At 71.0% G+C, this 15,026-nt stretch carries 16 protein-coding genes; 8 read left to right on the plus strand and 8 right to left on the minus strand.

Annotated features, from left to right (window positions below):
* Window positions 1-3: 3 nt before the first annotated feature.
* The 4 genes from J2744_RS11000 (at window position 4) to J2744_RS11015 (ending at window position 4,376) form a co-directional block, all read left to right on the plus strand.
* On the plus strand, window positions 4-1,695 hold the full coding sequence (locus J2744_RS11000; RefSeq protein ID WP_210113404.1) for a YcaO-like family protein: 1,692 nt from the start codon (window positions 4-6) through the stop codon (window positions 1,693-1,695).
* Window positions 1,696-1,785: 90 nt separating this feature from the next.
* Window positions 1,786-2,124, plus strand: a complete 339-nt coding sequence (locus J2744_RS11005) for a cupin domain-containing protein (RefSeq protein ID WP_210113405.1) — start codon at window positions 1,786-1,788, stop codon at window positions 2,122-2,124.
* A gap of 136 nt (window positions 2,125-2,260) precedes the next feature.
* Entirely contained in the window at window positions 2,261-3,538 is a 1,278-nt protein-coding gene (locus J2744_RS11010) for an aminotransferase class V-fold PLP-dependent enzyme (protein ID WP_210113406.1), read from the plus strand.
* A 244-nt stretch (window positions 3,539-3,782) separates the two neighbouring features.
* Window positions 3,783-4,376: a response regulator gene (locus J2744_RS11015; protein WP_210113407.1), complete on the plus strand. Its 594-nt coding sequence runs from the start codon at window positions 3,783-3,785 to the stop codon at window positions 4,374-4,376.
* A gap of 94 nt (window positions 4,377-4,470) precedes the next feature.
* Here the strand turns inward: J2744_RS11015 and J2744_RS11020 are convergent, their stop codons facing one another.
* Window positions 4,471-4,638: a DUF7331 family protein gene (locus J2744_RS11020; protein WP_210113408.1), complete on the minus strand. Its 168-nt coding sequence runs from the start codon at window positions 4,636-4,638 to the stop codon at window positions 4,471-4,473.
* Window positions 4,639-4,751: 113 nt separating this feature from the next.
* Here J2744_RS11020 and J2744_RS11025 point away from each other — a divergent pair, with 113 nt between their 5' ends.
* The 3 genes from J2744_RS11025 to J2744_RS11035 all read left to right on the plus strand — a co-directional run bounded on the left by J2744_RS11025 (window position 4,752) and on the right by J2744_RS11035 (window position 8,179).
* Window positions 4,752-5,852 carry an NADH:flavin oxidoreductase/NADH oxidase gene (locus tag J2744_RS11025; protein WP_210113409.1) on the plus strand — a complete coding sequence of 367 codons (1,101 nt, stop codon included), beginning with the start codon at window positions 4,752-4,754 and terminating at the stop codon, window positions 5,850-5,852.
* 86 nt (window positions 5,853-5,938) lie between these two features.
* Complete coding sequence (locus tag J2744_RS11030) at window positions 5,939-7,198, plus strand: GNAT family N-acetyltransferase (RefSeq protein WP_210113410.1); 1,260 nt, start codon at window positions 5,939-5,941, stop codon at window positions 7,196-7,198.
* Window positions 7,199-7,267: 69 nt separating this feature from the next.
* A complete protein-coding gene (locus tag J2744_RS11035) occupies window positions 7,268-8,179 on the plus strand; it encodes a DUF7547 family protein (protein WP_210113411.1) in 912 nt (303 codons plus the stop codon).
* A gap of 9 nt (window positions 8,180-8,188) precedes the next feature.
* Here J2744_RS11035 and J2744_RS11040 read toward each other — a convergent pair whose 3' ends face one another.
* The 3 genes from J2744_RS11040 to J2744_RS11050 form a co-directional block, all read right to left on the minus strand.
* Window positions 8,189-8,938, minus strand: coding sequence for a sugar phosphate isomerase/epimerase family protein (locus J2744_RS11040; RefSeq protein ID WP_210113412.1), 750 nt, complete (start codon window positions 8,936-8,938; stop codon window positions 8,189-8,191).
* 95 nt (window positions 8,939-9,033) lie between these two features.
* Window positions 9,034-10,107, minus strand: coding sequence for a methionine synthase (locus tag J2744_RS11045; RefSeq protein WP_210113413.1), 1,074 nt, complete (start codon window positions 10,105-10,107; stop codon window positions 9,034-9,036).
* Window positions 10,107-11,117, minus strand: a complete 1,011-nt coding sequence (locus J2744_RS11050) for a 5-methyltetrahydropteroyltriglutamate--homocysteine methyltransferase (RefSeq protein WP_210113414.1) — start codon at window positions 11,115-11,117, stop codon at window positions 10,107-10,109. The genes J2744_RS11045 and J2744_RS11050 overlap by 1 nt, the downstream gene beginning before the upstream one ends.
* Window positions 11,118-11,224: 107 nt before the next feature.
* On the opposite strand from J2744_RS11050, the gene J2744_RS11055 reads away from it, so the two are divergent.
* The gene (locus J2744_RS11055) at window positions 11,225-11,719 is read left to right on the plus strand and encodes a hypothetical protein (protein ID WP_210113415.1); all 495 of its coding nucleotides are present in this window, start codon (window positions 11,225-11,227) and stop codon (window positions 11,717-11,719) included.
* Between the two features lie 21 nt (window positions 11,720-11,740).
* Here the strand turns inward: J2744_RS11055 and J2744_RS11060 are convergent, their stop codons facing one another.
* Genes J2744_RS11060 through J2744_RS11075 form a run of 4 tightly spaced genes read right to left on the minus strand, consistent with a single transcriptional unit; the run spans window position 11,741 to window position 15,019 of the window.
* Window positions 11,741-12,349, minus strand: a complete 609-nt coding sequence (locus J2744_RS11060) for a HemK2/MTQ2 family protein methyltransferase (RefSeq protein ID WP_210113416.1) — start codon at window positions 12,347-12,349, stop codon at window positions 11,741-11,743.
* On the minus strand, window positions 12,346-13,509 hold the full coding sequence (locus J2744_RS11065) for a mechanosensitive ion channel family protein (protein ID WP_210113417.1): 1,164 nt from the start codon (window positions 13,507-13,509) through the stop codon (window positions 12,346-12,348). Before J2744_RS11065 ends, J2744_RS11060 begins: the two co-directional genes overlap by 4 nt.
* Window positions 13,506-14,393, minus strand: a complete 888-nt coding sequence (locus J2744_RS11070) for a 16S ribosomal RNA methyltransferase A (RefSeq protein WP_210113418.1) — start codon at window positions 14,391-14,393, stop codon at window positions 13,506-13,508. Before J2744_RS11070 ends, J2744_RS11065 begins: the two co-directional genes overlap by 4 nt.
* A gap of 47 nt (window positions 14,394-14,440) precedes the next feature.
* Window positions 14,441-15,019 carry a DUF655 domain-containing protein gene (locus J2744_RS11075; protein ID WP_210113419.1) on the minus strand — a complete coding sequence of 193 codons (579 nt, stop codon included), beginning with the start codon at window positions 15,017-15,019 and terminating at the stop codon, window positions 14,441-14,443.
* Between the last annotated feature and the right edge of the window lie 7 nt (window positions 15,020-15,026).

Below are 15,026 nucleotides of genomic sequence, written 5' to 3' on the forward strand. Positions count from 1 at the left end.
GGTATGGATATCGGACTTGTCGGCGACGGTCCCGCGGTCGAGGCCGCCGCGGCCGCGCTCGGCGACGTCGACGTGAACGTGATGCCCGTCGAGGCCGACCTGCTCGACGGGTTCGACACCGCGGTCGTCGTCGACACCGCCGGATCGGCCGCGTTCGCGACCGCGAACGAGCTGCTCGACCGGTGGATCGCGGTCGAGGTGGGCGGACTCGGCGGCGTCCCCCTCGCCGAACTCGACGCCGCGGTGACTGTCCTCGACGACGCCTGCTACGACTGCCTGCGCGCCCGCGTCGAGAGCGGCGGGGCGGAGCCGGCGGACGCGCCGACCGGCCGCCGGTCGGCCGTGCGCTACGCCGGCGCGGTGGCCGGACGGCGGGCGATCCGACTGCTCGCCGGCGACCCGGTGGCGGACACCGTCGTCGAGGTGCCCGGCGGCGAGCGGACGCTCCTCCCGGTTCCCGGCTGCGACTGCGGCTCCGATCCCGGCGACGCGCTCCCCAGAGGTCACGCCGAGCGAGACCTCGACGCCGCGATCGACCGCGCGGAGCGGGCCGTCGACCCCCGCGTCGGCGCGCTGCGCGAGGTCGGCGAGCAGGAGTCGTTCCCGGTGCCGTACTACGTCGCCCGAGTCGCCGACACGACGCCCTTCTCGGACGCGGACGCGGCCGACTTCGGCGGCGGGGCGGCCGCCGACTGGGACGCCGCGTTCATGAAGGCGCTCGGCGAGGGGTTAGAGCGGTACGCGGCCGGCGTCTACCGCGAGGCCGAGTTCACGCGCGCGCCGGCCGAAAATGTCCCGAACCCGGTCACGCCGGACGCGTTCGTCCGCCCCAACGACGCCGAGGCGTACGACCGCGACGACCGGCTCCCGTGGGTCCGCGGCGAGCGCCTCGGGACGGGCGAGCCGGCGAGCCTCCCCGCGGAGTTCGTCGGGTTCCCGCCGCCGGAGCGGCGGTACCGCCCGCCGATCACGACCGGGCTCGGACTCGGGAGCTCCGGCCCCGACGCCGCGCTCTCCGGACTCTACGAGACGATCGAGCGCGACGCGACGATGACCAGCTGGTACTCCACGACGGACCCGCTCGGGCTCGACCTCGACGACCCCGGGTTCGCCGAGCTGGAGAAGCGGGCGCGCGCGGAGTCGCTGTCGGTGACGCCCCTGCTCGTCACGACCGACGTCGACGTGCCGGTCGTCGCGGTCGGCGTGAGCCGCGAGGGCGACTGGCCGCGGTTCGCCGCGGGGTCGGGCGCCGACCTCGATCCGGCCGCCGCGGCGCGGAGCGCGCTCGCCGAGGCGCTCCAGAACTGGACCGAACTGCGCTCGATGGGCCGGGAGGCGGCCGATGAGCAGGGCGCGGCGATCGGCCACCACGCCGACCTGCCCGCGGAGACGGCCGCGTTCTTCGACCCGGACGCGACCGTCCCGACCGAGGGGCTGGGCGAGCCGGCGCTGTCGGGGACCGAGGAGCTGGCGGCCGCGATCGACCGCGTCGAGGCCGTCGGACTCGACCCGTACGTCGCGCGGGTGACGACGCGCGACCTCGCCTCGCTCGGCTTCGAGGCCGTCCGCGTGCTGGTGCCGGGCGCGCAGCCCCTCTTCACCGGCGACCCCTTCTTCGGCGACCGCGCCCGCGAGGTGCCGCGGTCGATGGGGTTCGAGCCGGCGCTCGACCGCCCGTACCACCCGTTCCCGTAAGGGGCCGGACCCGGCAGGCACCGGCATCCGCCCTCGGCTCTGGCCGCCAGTTCCCGCGGATTTAGGTGCCTCCGGGCCGCCCGAGGGCGTATGGACGTCGTACCCGACGCGGACGTGGAGGCGGTCGAGGCGGTCGACGGCGTGTTCCTGACGCAGGGCGCGGTCGGCGGAGACACGAGCATTCAGCGGTTCGAGATCGAGCCGGGCGAGGGGGTGCCCGAACACGACCACCCGCACGAGCAGATCGGCGTGATCACGGCCGGGACGCTGACGTTCCTCGTCGACGGCGAGGAGCGCGTCGTCGGCCCCGAGGACACGTACGTGATCCCCGGCGGCGAACCGCACGCGGCCGAGAACCGCACCGACGAGCTCGTCGTCGGCTTCGACATCTTCTCGCCGCCGCGGGCGAACCCGGACTGGGGCGAGTAGGCGGGCGGTCCGCGGCCCGACCCGGTTCGAGCAGGCGGTGCGAACCCCCGCGGACCGCGGCGCTCAGCGCGTCCGCGATACCCGCAAGACGTACCGGACCGAAGGTGTGTTAGTGTTCGGGACCGCATGTCGGGTAATGGGAGTCCAAGAACAGTACCCGTTCGACGTGGAGGCGCTCCGCGCCGACTTCCCGATCCTCGATCGAAAGGTCGGCGGGGACCCGGAGACCGCGGGCGAGGGCGAGGGCGACGACACGCCGCTCGTCTACCTCGACAACGCGGCGACCTCGCACACCCCCGACCCGGTCGTCGACGCCATCTCCGACTACTACCGGAGCTACAACGCCAACGTCCACCGCGGGATCCACCAGCTGAGCCAGGAGGCCTCCGTCGCCTACGAGGAGGCTCACGACGCGGTCGCCGAGTTCGTCGGCGCGGCGGGCCGCGAGGAGATCGTCTTCACGAAGAACACGACCGAGGCGATGAACCTCGTCGCGTACGCGTGGGGTCTCGCGGAGCTGGGACCGGGCGACAACGTCGTCCTCTCCGAGATGGAACACCACGCCTCGCTCGTCACCTGGCAGCAGATCGGCAAGCGCACGGGCGCCGACGTGCGCTTCGTCGACGTCACCGACGAGGGCCGGCTCGACATGAACGACGCCGCCGACCTGATCGACGACGACACCGAGATGGTGTCCGTCGTCCACGTGTCGAACACGCTCGGCACCGTGAACCCGATCGGCGAGCTGGCCGATCTGGCACACGATCACGACGCCCTGATGTTCGCCGACGCCGCGCAGTCGGTGCCGACGCGCCCGGTCGACGTCGGCGACCTCGACGTCGACTTCCTCGCCTTCTCCGGCCACAAGATGTGCGGGCCGACCGGGATCGGCGCCCTCTACGGCCGCGAGGAGATCCTGGAGGGGATGCAGCCGTACCTCTACGGCGGCGACATGATCCGCCGGGTCTCCTTCGAGGACTCCACCTGGGAGGACCTCCCGTGGAAGTTCGAGGCCGGGACGCCCTCGATCGCGCAGGGGATCGGTCTCGCGGCCGCGATCGAGTACCTCGAGGAGGTCGGCATGGACCGGATCGAGACCCACGAGGACCTGCTGGCCGAGTACGCCTACGACGAGCTACAGGCGCTCGGCGGCGTCGAGATCTACGGCCCCCCGGGCGACGACCGCGGCGGCCTCGTCGCGTTCAACGTCGACGGCGTCCACGCCCACGACCTCTCCAGCATCCTCAACGACTACGGCGTCGCGATCCGCGCCGGCGACCACTGCACCCAGCCGCTCCACGACGAGATGGGCGTCGCCGCCTCCGCGCGCGCCTCCTTCTACTTCTACAACACTATCGAGGAGGTCGACGCGCTCGTCGACGCGGTCCGCGAGGCCCGGGACCTGTTCGCGTAGCGAATCCGCGGGGTACGGCACCCGTGCGCACAGCGAATCGGTGATCGCGCGCCACTCGTCGTCGACCCCGGACGCGTCCGGTGATTTCCTCGTAATACTACCGAATAATCGGCTCTGAGGGGCGTGACAACGGTGATCGCGCAATTGTTATGCCGTCGACGGCCCGACGATGGTACGAAGAAGAGTCACAACTCTCGTAGTAAGTTGTTGTTTCCCGCCGAGTCGTCGCTCGCCATCACACCACATGACCGACCACACACCGCCGCCGTCCGACGCCCGCGCAGACCCGAACGGAGCCCCCGATCGATCCGAATCGCTCGCCGACCACTCCCCGAGGACCGACGGGGGACCGATCACCGTCCTCCAGGTCGAGCCGGACCCGCGTTCCGCCGAGCTGCTGGAGGCGTTCGCGGCGCGGCTCACCGATCGCGTTCGGGTCCGCACCGTGGACCGCTTCGCGGACGCGCTCGACGCCGTCGAGACGGGCGTCGAGTTCGACGGCGAGCGGGTCTCGGTCGACTGCGTCGTGACGGAACAGCGCCTTCCGGACGGGTCCGGGGTCGACCTGACCGAGCGACTGCGCGAGGCTGACCGCGGGGTTCCGGTCGTGTTCTACACCACGTGTCCGGGCGAGGAGCGCGAGGCGGCCGCGTTCGGCGCCGGCGCGGACGCCTACTTTGAGAAGGGGTCCGATCGCGGCCGGTACGACGCGATCCTCGACCGGATCCGCGCGCTCGTCGACGAGCGCCGCGACCGCGAGGGAGACGCGAGGGCGGGAGTCGCGTCGACGCCGCGCGCGCCCGGGGCACCGGGAGAGACGCTGCGCTCCGAGGAGTGAGTGGCGTCGCCGAGCGGCAACTGTGGAGAGTAGCGGGGACAGCGACTGTGGAGGGTAGAGGAGACGGCGCCAGCGGGGTCGACAGACGTTCGCGTTACCGTTCGAAGTCGAGATCGACCGTGAGGTCGGTCGCGATCCACGCGTCGGTGTTGCCCTGTTCGGTGAAGACGGTCCGATCCTGAGAACAGCGGGTCGCAGCGACGGTCGGCCGTTCGTCGGCCGCCGATTCGGCGTCCCGCTCGATCCGGTCTCCCGTTGTCATTACTACCCGGTCAGAGACCGGCGGGGATATAGATTTCGGTCGACCTAAACCATCTGCGGCGATCCGGGCGGGGGATCGGAGGGCCTTACCTCGCGGCGGTCGTTCACTCGGCCGTGACCGACACGCTGTTCACACCGCTCACGCTGCGCGAGACCGAGTTCCGGAACCGCGTAATGCTCTCGCCGATGTGCCAGTACTCCGCCGAGGACGGACTGGCCAACGACTGGCACCGCGTCCACCTCGGCGCCCGCGCCGCCGGCGGCGCGGGCGTCGTGATGACGGAGGCGACCGGCGTCGAACCGCGCGGCCGCATCACCCCGAACTGCCTCGGGATCTGGTCCGACGAGCACGCCGAGGCGATCGAACCGATCGTCGAGTTCGTCCGGTCGCAGGGCGCGACCCCGGGGATCCAGCTGGCTCACGCCGGGCGGAAGGCCTCTCACCGCCCGCCGGCCGAGGGGAGCGGTCCAATTCCCGCCGACGAGGCGGACGGGTGGGAGACCGTCTCCGCGACCGACGAGCCGTACCCGCACGCGAACGTCGACGAGGGCGACCTGGCCGACACCCGCCGGCTGGACGGCGAGGGCGTCGACGAGGTCATCGACGCGTTCGCGACCGCCGCCGAGCGCGCGCACGACATCGGCTTCGAGGTGGCGGAGGTCCACGCGGCCCACGGCTACCTGCTCCACCAGTTCTGCTCGCCGGTCACCAACGACCGGGAGGACGAGTACGGCGGGAGCTTCGAGAACCGCACTCGGCTCCTCCGCGAGGTCGTCGAGGCCGTCCGCGAGGTCTGGCCCGACGGCAAGCCGGTGTTCGTCCGGATCTCCGCGACCGACTGGCTCCCCGACCGCGACTCGTGGGACGTGGACGACTCGGTGCGGCTGGCCCCCGTACTCGCCGAGGCCGGCGCCGACCTGATCGACGTCTCGGGCGGCGGGATCCACCCGGACCAAGCGATCCCGAACGCCGGCCCGGGCTATCAGGTACCCTACGCCGAGGCGATCCGCGAGGGGACCGACGTGCCCGTCGCCGCGGTCGGCGGGATCACGGAGCCGACCCACGCCGACGCCCTGGTCCGCAACGAGCGGGCCGACCTCGTCGCGCTCGGCCGCGAGATGCTCCGACACCCCCACTGGCCGCTTGAGGCCGCCCACGAACTCGGCGCAGACGTCGAGTGGCCGGTCCAGTACCGCCGCGGCCGCTACGACTGAGCGACGACTACGGCGAGTCACCGACGGGGCGGGAACCGCCCGCACGCTCCGAGAAGACTTATTTCCCTCCCGCGAGCCGACCGCGTATGGAGTACCGACCGTTCCCCGACGAGCGCGCCGACGAGTTCGACGCGTTCATGCGGTACGCGTTCTCCCCGACCGAGGGACCGTACGACCCCGAAGAGGCGGAAGATCACGACACCATCGCCGACACGCGGGGGCTGTTCGACGGCGCCGACCCGGTCGCTGTCTGCGCGCACCACTACTTCTCGCTGCGGATCCGCGGCGCCGACCGCGAGGTCGCCGGCCTCTCCGCGGTCGCGTCCCCGCCGGAACGCCGCCGGCAGGGGAACGTCGGCCGGATGCTCAGGGAGTCGCTGGCGGAGTACCGCGACCGCGACGTCTTCGTCTCGACGCTGTGGCCCTTCGAGTACCCCTTCTACGCGGGCTACGGCTGGGCGACCGCGTCCCGCTACCGCCGCCTGACCGCGCCGCCGGACCGGTTGGGGTTCGTCGACGACCTGATCGCGACGGACGGCGACGACGCCGGGACCTTCCGCCGACTCGGGGAGGACGATTACCCGGCCGTGAAACCCGTCCTCGCGGCGATGGCCGACCGCTACGACCTGACGATGGACTGGACCGAGGAGTGGTGGCGCGAGCGGGCGCTCCAGGGGTGGAAGACCGACCCGTTCGTCTACGGCTGGGAGCGCGACGGGGAGACGCGAGCCGTCTGCGCGTACAGCTTCCGCGACGAGCCGGACGCGGACGACCCGGCGCTGCGCGTCACCGACGTCGCCGTCGCGGACGACGAGGCGTGGTTCCAGCTGCTCCGCTTCTTCCGGAACCACGACTCGCAGGTCGACGAGGTCCGGGTCCGCGCCCCGCCGGACGCGCCCCTGCTCGACCTCGTCGACGACCCGCGCGCCGTCGACTGCGAGGTTCGCACCGGACCGATGGTCCGGCTCGTCGACGTCGCCGCCGCGCTCGAAGCGCTCGCGCCGGACCCCGAACTCGAGACCGCGTTCTCGCTTTCGGTCGCCGACCCGCTCGTCGATTGGAACGACCGGACGTTCCGGGTCGCCGTCGCGGACGGCGCGGTCGCCGTCGAGCCGACGGGCGGCGAGACCGACGGTGAGACCCCCGACGCGGAAGGCGAGACCGCGGACACCGCGGTCGACGTCGGCGCGCTCTCGCAGCTGTACGTCGGATACCGGTCGGTCGACGAGGTGATTCGGGACGACGGGCTCGCGGTCGACGGCGAGGTCGCGGGCGATAGCGCGCTCGCGGACGACCTCCGCGCGCTGTTCCCGCCGCGGACGACGCACCTCCGCGAGGGGTTCTGAGCCGCGCGGCCGGGATCCGCTTCCGCGACCCGGCAGGGCTTTTTATCCGCGGACCGCCTACGGCGCGGTATGAGTTCCCGCGACCCCCGCGACGACGACCTCGAGGAGCGGCTCGACGAGCTCGAGGACGTGCTGAGCGAGCTCCGCTCCGACCTCCGGGAGACCGAGCGCGACCGCCGCGGTCCCCCGCGACCGCCCCGGCTCTCGGAGCTGGTGCGGTTCACCGAACAGTACACCATTCCGACGCTCATCGCGCTGCTGGAGACGACGATCAAGTCGCTCGAACTGCTTCAGGGCACCCTCCGGCTCGCCGACCCCGGCCGGAGCGTCGCGGAGGGCGCGGAGGGCGCGGGCGACCGCCTCGCGGACGTCCGCGACGGCGCGAGCGCCGGTCTCTCGCGGTCGCTCTCGGAGCTTCGGACCGCGCTCTCCGAGGCCGACCTCCCAGAGGAGGCCGCCTCGCGGTCGATCATCGCCGACGCGCGCGACCTCACCGCGGAGATCGAGTCCCGGATCGACGAGGGACGCCGGGAGGCGGACGCGGCGCGCGACCGGCGCCTCGGGAGGGACGGCGACCGGGACCGAGACGAGAGCGACCGAACCCGGGACGGAGGCGATCGAACCCGGAACGAGAGCGACCGAGAGCGCGACGAGAGGGAGTCCGACCGCGACGACGACACCAGTCCGGTTCGGATCGACGTGACCGAACCCGGCGAAAGCGGTGACGAGGGCGACGAGCGCGAGGACGAAGCGTCCGACGACGCCGACGACGCCCCGGAGATAGACGTCGAGTCCGAGCTGGAGTCGATAAAGCGTCAGGTCGACGGCGACGAGGTCGGTGCGGAGGCGGGCGACGACGTGGAAGCAGCCGACGATGACACCGACACGGACGACGACGTGGAGAACGGCGCGGGCAGCGAAGGGAACGCGGGATCGAGTGACGACGCGGACGAAGAGGGGCCGGACGACGGAACGAACTGAGCCGCGGTCTCAAAACGACGCGCCGAGCCGGTCGGCGACGCGCTCGGCGGAGTCGAGGAGGAGCGTCTCGTCGTCGGTGAACACTTCGAGGGCGACGGTGCCGTCGAACCCGGCGAGTTCCGACTCGACGAGGTCGTAGTCGACCTCGCCGGCTCCCACGGGGAGGTGGGTGTCGCCGCGGCGGCGGACGTCGTGGCAGTGGAGATGCGAGATCCGGTCGCCGTGGCTCCGGAGGAACCGCTTTATCGCCTTGTTTCCCCCCTCCATGTACGCGTGGCCGAGGTCGAAACAGATCGCGGTGTCGGTCTCGCGGGCGAGGTCGCCGAGGACGGAGAGCTGAAGCCCCGAGTGCTGGTGGCCGACGTTCTCGACGACGACCTCGACGCCTGCCTCGCGGCCGGCGTCCGCGACCCGGCGGAGCTGGTCGGCGGCCGTCTCCCGGAAGCCCACGTCGTCGCGGTCGGCGGAGGTGGCGTGGAGGACCGCCTTCTCGGCACCGAGGTCGCCGGCCGCTTCGAGGAGCCGCCGCTGGTAGTCGACGATGGCGTCGTTCACTTCGGGGACGTAGGTCGCCAGCCGCTGGCTGTACGGCAAGTGGACGAGCAACTCGCGGCCGGCGAGCGCGTCGCTCAGGCGCTCCGGGTCGATATCACCCGGCACGAGCGTCGGCTCCCCGATTCCGAGCTCGCAGAAGTCGAATCGGGGCGACGACGCCGCGAGCCGATCGAGGTCGTCGCCGACGGTGAGACCGATCGCCATGTCGGCGGTGGGTGCGGCGGCGTGTTATAAGTAGTGGCGCGGGCGGCCGCCGCGGGCTCGACGGGGACCGCGACACGTACGTGACGCGGTTCGCCTCAGTCGTCCGCGAGCGGGTTATCGAGGTCGATCTCGCCGGCGTCTATCTCGGCTTCGATCTCGCGGGCCGCGGTCACCATGTTCTCGGTCTTGCCGTACGCGATCTCGCGCGGGAGCAGCTTCAGCCCGCAGTCGGGGGAGATAGTGAGCTTCTCCGGGGGCACGACGCGGAGTCCCTGTCGAATGTTCCGTTTGATCTCCTCGACGGACTCCACCTCGGCGGTGTGGGCGTCGACGACGCCGAGCGCGAGGTCGGGTTCGAGCTCCGGCTCCTCGAAGACGGGGATCTGCTCGTAGTCGCCGTTCGACAGTTCGAGGTCGAACTCGTCTATCGGGTAGTCGTTGATCTCGGGGTACACCCGCGAGTAGTCGCCGTAACAGACGTGGAGACCGATCCGGACCTCCTCGGGGATACCCGCCGCGATGCGTTCGAGCGCCTCTCCGACGATGGCGTGGTCCTCCGGCGTCGTCGCCAGCGCCGGCTCGTCGATCTGGATGTAGCGCGCGCCCGCCTCGACGAGCTTCTCGACCTCCTCGTTGACGAGGTCCGCGAGGTCGTACACCAGCTCCTCGGTGGAGGGGTACGCCTCGTTGAACGCCCAGAAGCCGAGGGTGTACGGTCCCGTGATCGGGACCTTGACGGGGCGTTCGGCGACGCCGGCGGTGAACTCGAACTCGTCGACGAGCCACGGCTCGTCGTACTCGACCTCCTCGACCACGCTCGGCTTGTCGAAGTAGTTGTGGCCCCACACCTTCACGGGACCGTTGAACTCGTAGCCGTCGATGCGGTCGGCGAAGAACTCCACCATCTCGTTGCGACGCATCTCGCCGTCGACGACCGTGTCCAGCCCGGCGCGCTCGTGCTCGTGCGTGATGAGCCGACAGGCGTCGTCGTGGGCCTCTTCGAGGTTCGACTCGTCGAACTTCGAGTCGGCGTCGTCGACCAGCTCGTCGGCCCGGTTGAGCCACTTCGGCTTCGGGTAGGAGCCGACGACGGTCGTCAGCAGGAACGCGTCGGTCGGGTGGTCGTCCGGGCGGAACTGGTCTCTGTTGGCGTCGGGGTTTCGGACCATCAGTCGAGCACCTCCGCGGCGGCGGCGAGGGCGTTTAGCTTCTCGCGGTACTTGTTCGTCGGCAGGTAGAACAGCTCGGCGTTCGGCGTGAGGTAGGTCCGGTCGAACCCCTCGACGGGGATCTGCGACTCGAACCACTCGACGCGCTCCGCGACCGTCTCCGGCTCCTCGACGAGCGTGTTCTGCCCGTCGACGAGCCCGAGCGACAGCGAGTCCGTCGAGCCGAACTCCTGGACGTTGTAGACGGTGTCGTCGCGGTCGCCGGCGACGAGGTCGAGTCCGAGCGCGTCGGCGCCCGCCTCGTCGACGAGGTGGGCGTACAGCTTCTCGCCGAGCGCGCCGTAGAACGTCTGGACGACCACGTCGGCGTCGGTCGCGTCGGCCACCGTCGCGAGCGCGTCCGTCGCGGTCGACTCCTCGCCCTCGGCGGGCGGGTTCGTGACGAGCGACGGTTCGAGGAGGAACAGCGTCTCGTGGGCCGGGAACGCCTCGACCTCGCCAGCGAGGAACTCGGCGACCGCGGCCTGGAACTCGGCCTCGTCGCCGTAGCGCTCGTCCGTCGCGAGGTCGGCCAGCGAGTACGGCCCGGGGAGCGTCGCCGCCAGCGACGCGTCAGCGGCGCCGTCGGCGAGCAGGTCCTCGGCCTTCTCGAGCTCGCGGGCAACGTCGCCGGAGAAGCCGAGGTCGTCGACCACGCGCGGGTCGCGGTAGAAGTTGTTGTTGTCGTAGTACCGGACGATCCCGCCGGTCTCGACGCCGTCGTGGACCGTCAGCGGGTGCGCGATCATGTCGTCCCAGCGGCCCTGCCCCTCGGAGATCAGGTCGAGACCGGCGTCCAGCTGGTGGTCGACGTACGTCGCGCGCACCTCGTCGTACTCCGCCACGATCGCCTCGCTCTCGTCGCCGCTCAGGAGGTCCCCCTTCTGGTGGCCCTTCAGGTCCGAGAGCGTCTCTTTCGCCCGGTCCGGGAGCGGATACAGCCCCGGCGTCGCCGCGACACGTTCGGTCATCACCGACCGTTGGATATGCCGTCGTATAATATTTGCTAATGTATTATATGTTCTATAGTAATTTCACGGCTGCCAAGCGTTATGCGTTCCCCTCGTCTCCGGAAACTATGAGACGGAACGTGTCGCGGGGCGCTCGGGGGAATCCCGCACTGACGTTCGGGATCGCCGGCGGCGGGTTCGCGCTGCTGTATATTCTGTCCGAGCCGATTCAAGGCGTGCTCGCCGGGCGCGGCTTCACCCCGCCGTCTGCCTTCCTGTTGCTGTTCGTCGTCGGGGGGTTTCTCGGCGGGGCGCTCGTCGCGCGGCTGCTCTGGGGACGCCTCGACGGCGAGCGGTCGCCGGTCCGCGGCGCGGGGGTCGGGGCGCTCGTCGGGCTGCTCGCGCTCCCGGTGCTGTTCTACGTCCTCGAACTCGCGCTCGTTGCCGTCGACGGGAACCCGTTCGAGCCGATTCCGGGGGCCTCGCCCGGGATCCAACTGGGTTCGGACCTCCTCATGTTCCTTCTCGCTCCGCTCCTTCTCGGCGTGCTCGGGCTGATCGTGACGTACGGCGCAACGGTCGTCGTGGGCGCGCTCGTCGGGTACCTCCTCGTCCGCGAGTAAGTCGGTCTGGGCGCGAGCGCCTCACTCCCGCCGGAGCGCCAGAACCGTGAGCGTCTCGAACGGGAACGACTCCTCGACGACGGGGGCGGCCGTAAACCCGGCATCTTCGACCAACTCGAGCACCTCGTCGTACCCCGTCAGCGACGAGACCAAAAGCAGGACGACGCCGCCGGGCGCGAGGACGCGACCCACGTCTGCGAGGAACGGCTCGATGAGTTCGCGGCCCGACTCGCCGCCCGAGAGCGCGTGTTCCATCCAGTCGTCCCACTCGTTGTCGGGATCGGTCGGGAGGTACGGCGGGTTGAAACACACCGCGTCGAACGCGTCCGCGCGGAACGGCGAGAGCAGGTCGGCGACGACGCCCTCGACCCCGCGCTCGCGGGCCTGTCGCGCGGCGTGCGGGTTGAGGTCGCTGCCGACCACGTCGAGGTCGCGTTCCTCGGCGATCCGCTGAGCCACCCAGCCCGAGCCCGTGCCGACCTCCAGCACGCGCCCGTGCGCCTCCGCGACCGCCGCCTCCGCGAGCAGCCCTGAGTCCTCGGCGGGCTGGTAGACGGCGACGTCGTCGAGACCGCGTCGCGACGCGAGGCCGCCGTCGCACTCGTCGCTATCGTCTCCGCCGTCGATCATTGGTCGCCGCCCTCCGCCTCGGCGTCGCCGGAGCTCTCGGACCCGTCGCGCGTCGCCGCGCGTCCCTCGACAGACGCGTCCAACTGCGGTCCCGAGGCGCCCTCAGCGCGGGCGGAGAGCGTCTGCTGCGGGAACGGGATGACGATCCCCTCGGCTTCGAGGGCGTCTTTCATCGCGTTCATCGCGGCCGTCTGGGTCCGCCAGCGCTTCCGCATGCTGGGATTGCGGATCCAGTAACGGAGGCCGAGGACGACAGCCGAGTCGGCGAAGCGCTTCGTCACGGCGTTCGGCTCGGGCATCTCGGCGACGTCCTCGACTCCCGCGACCGCCTCCTCGACGACCGCGGCCGCGCGCTCGACGTCGGCGTCGTAGTCGACGCCGACCTCGACTTCGATCCGCAGCCGGTTCCGCCGCGAGCGGTCGACGATCGAACCCGACCGGACGGTGTCGTTCGGCATCGTGATCACCTCGCCGTCGAACGACCGGAGCCGCGTGCTCATGATCGAGATCTCCGTCACGGTGCCCTCGTGGTCGCCGATCTCCACCCAGTCGCCGACCTCGAACGGCCGGGAGAACATTAACACGAACCCCGCCAGTATCGCCCCGAGCGTCTGGCGCGCAGCCATCCCGACCACGATCCCGAGGAACCCCGCGCCGACGAGGAGGCTGCCGACGTTGTCGGTGAACAGCCCGACGACCGCGACCAGCGCGGTCGTGTAGACGGTCAGCTGCGTGATCCGGAGGATCACCTCCTGTTGGTGTTTGGAGATCGACGCGCTCTCGGCGCCGATCTCGCGGATGACGCCGCCGAGGAAGTCCGTGAGCGCGTACGCGATCGCGAGGAGGATCACGGTGAGGACGACGTTCGACAGCTGATCGGCGCTGAGCGCCGACCGCGCGGTCTCGAAGAGGGCGCCGCTCCGGTCCCACACCGCGATGAGCGTGAGCGCGCCCACCGCGGTGGCGACGCCGACCGCCGCCGACAGCAGGAGCCGTTTCGTGGAGGTGAGGTCCCTGTCGCCGCGCTTGAGCCGCCCCGTGAGGTACCGGACCGCCAGCACGGCGACGACGATACCCACCGACGCGGCGAACCGTTGGAAGTTGCCCGCGAGCGTGCGCTGAAGCTCCGTCACGAGACCGATCCACCCGGTCATCGTCACGCCTCCGTCGGGGAGCCGCGTTCGCGGGCCAGCTCCGCCAGCGCGGCGAACGCCGCCGGCTCCAGCGTGCCGGGCCGGCTACCGAGCAGCTCCTCGTCCGCCGCGTCGACGACCGCCTCGGGGTCGTCGAGCCCGGAGATGTGCGCCGTGTTCCGGACCGCGTTCCGCACCGTCTTGCGCCGCTGGGTGAAAAGCGCCTTCACGAACCGGAGGAAAAAGGCCTCGTCGCCGACGGTGTACTCGGGGTCGCGGGGGGTACACCGCACGACGGCGCTCTCGACGGCCGGCTGCGGGTCGAACGCCTCCTTCGGGACGCGCTCCGCGATCTCGACGTCGGCGTAGTGTTGCGCCGACACCGAGAGCCGACCGTACTCGGACTCGCCCGCGGACGCCACCATGCGGTCGGCGAACTCGGCCTGGAACATCACCACGAGCGGCTTTTTCTCCGGCAGCAGCCGGAAGGCGATCTCCGAGGAGACGCCGTACGGGAGGTTGGCGACGCAGACCGTAAACGGCGGGAACTCGACGTCGAGCGCGTCGCCCTCGACCACGTCGAGCAGCCCGTCGGCGACCGCGGCCGCGAACTCCTCGCGGAGGAAGTCGGCGAAGGCGCCGTCGCGCTCGATCACCGTCAGGCGCCCGGAGGCGTCGCTCGCCGTCGCCAGCAAGCGGTCGGTGAGCGCGCCCGCGCCGCCGCCGATCTCGAGGAGGTGACTGGTGTCGGCGCCGTCGGGGAGGTAGCCGGGAATTCGGTCGAGGACCCGGTCGTCGACGAGGAAGTGCTGGTCGCGGTCGGGATCCGCCCGCGCGCCGGCCCGCCTCGCGAGCGCGTCGGGATCGCGACGCCCGTACGCGGCGTTCTCTCCCGTCGATGAGTCGGTCATGGCCGGGGTACACGCGGTGTTCGGGTAAAAGTCCCGTTTCGGGGCGCTCACTCCTCGCGGCCGACGAACGTCCGGTACTTCAGGTCGGACTCGCGGATCTCCTCGACGATCCGTTCGAGGATCACCTCCCGCGGGCGGTGAAGCCCGGAGATGCGCTCCTCGACGTCGTCGAAGCTCTCGAACGGGCCGCGCTTCCGCTCGTCGAGGAGGTCGTTCCGGAGCTTCTTGCCGATCCCCGGCAGCAGGTTCAGCTGGTGGAGCCGGAGGGTGATCGGTCCCGCCTCGTTGTAGAAGTCGACGAACCGCTCCTCGTCGGCCTCGACGATCGCCTCGGCCGCGTACTCGATCTCCGCGGCCGCGTTTCGGGTGAGGTCGTCGAACGACACCTCGCGGTAGCGGCCGACGGCCGGCCCGTCCAGCGCGATCCGGTCGCTCACCGAGACGTCCGCGTCGTCGCCGAGCGTCAGTTCGTACAGCCCGAACGAGTCGGCGCCGAGCGCGTACGCCACCGGCGACTTGCGGGACTGCGGGCGGTCGTCGTCGGGACGCCCGTTCGGCAGCACGTCGAGCAGGACGGCGGTCGGACCGTCGTCAGCGACGTCCCCGTCGCCGTCGGCGTTTTCCATGTATGGA

The sequence above is a fragment of the Halorubrum trapanicum genome (assembly GCF_017873555.1).
GTDB lineage: Archaea > Halobacteriota > Halobacteria > Halobacteriales > Haloferacaceae > Halorubrum > Halorubrum trapanicum.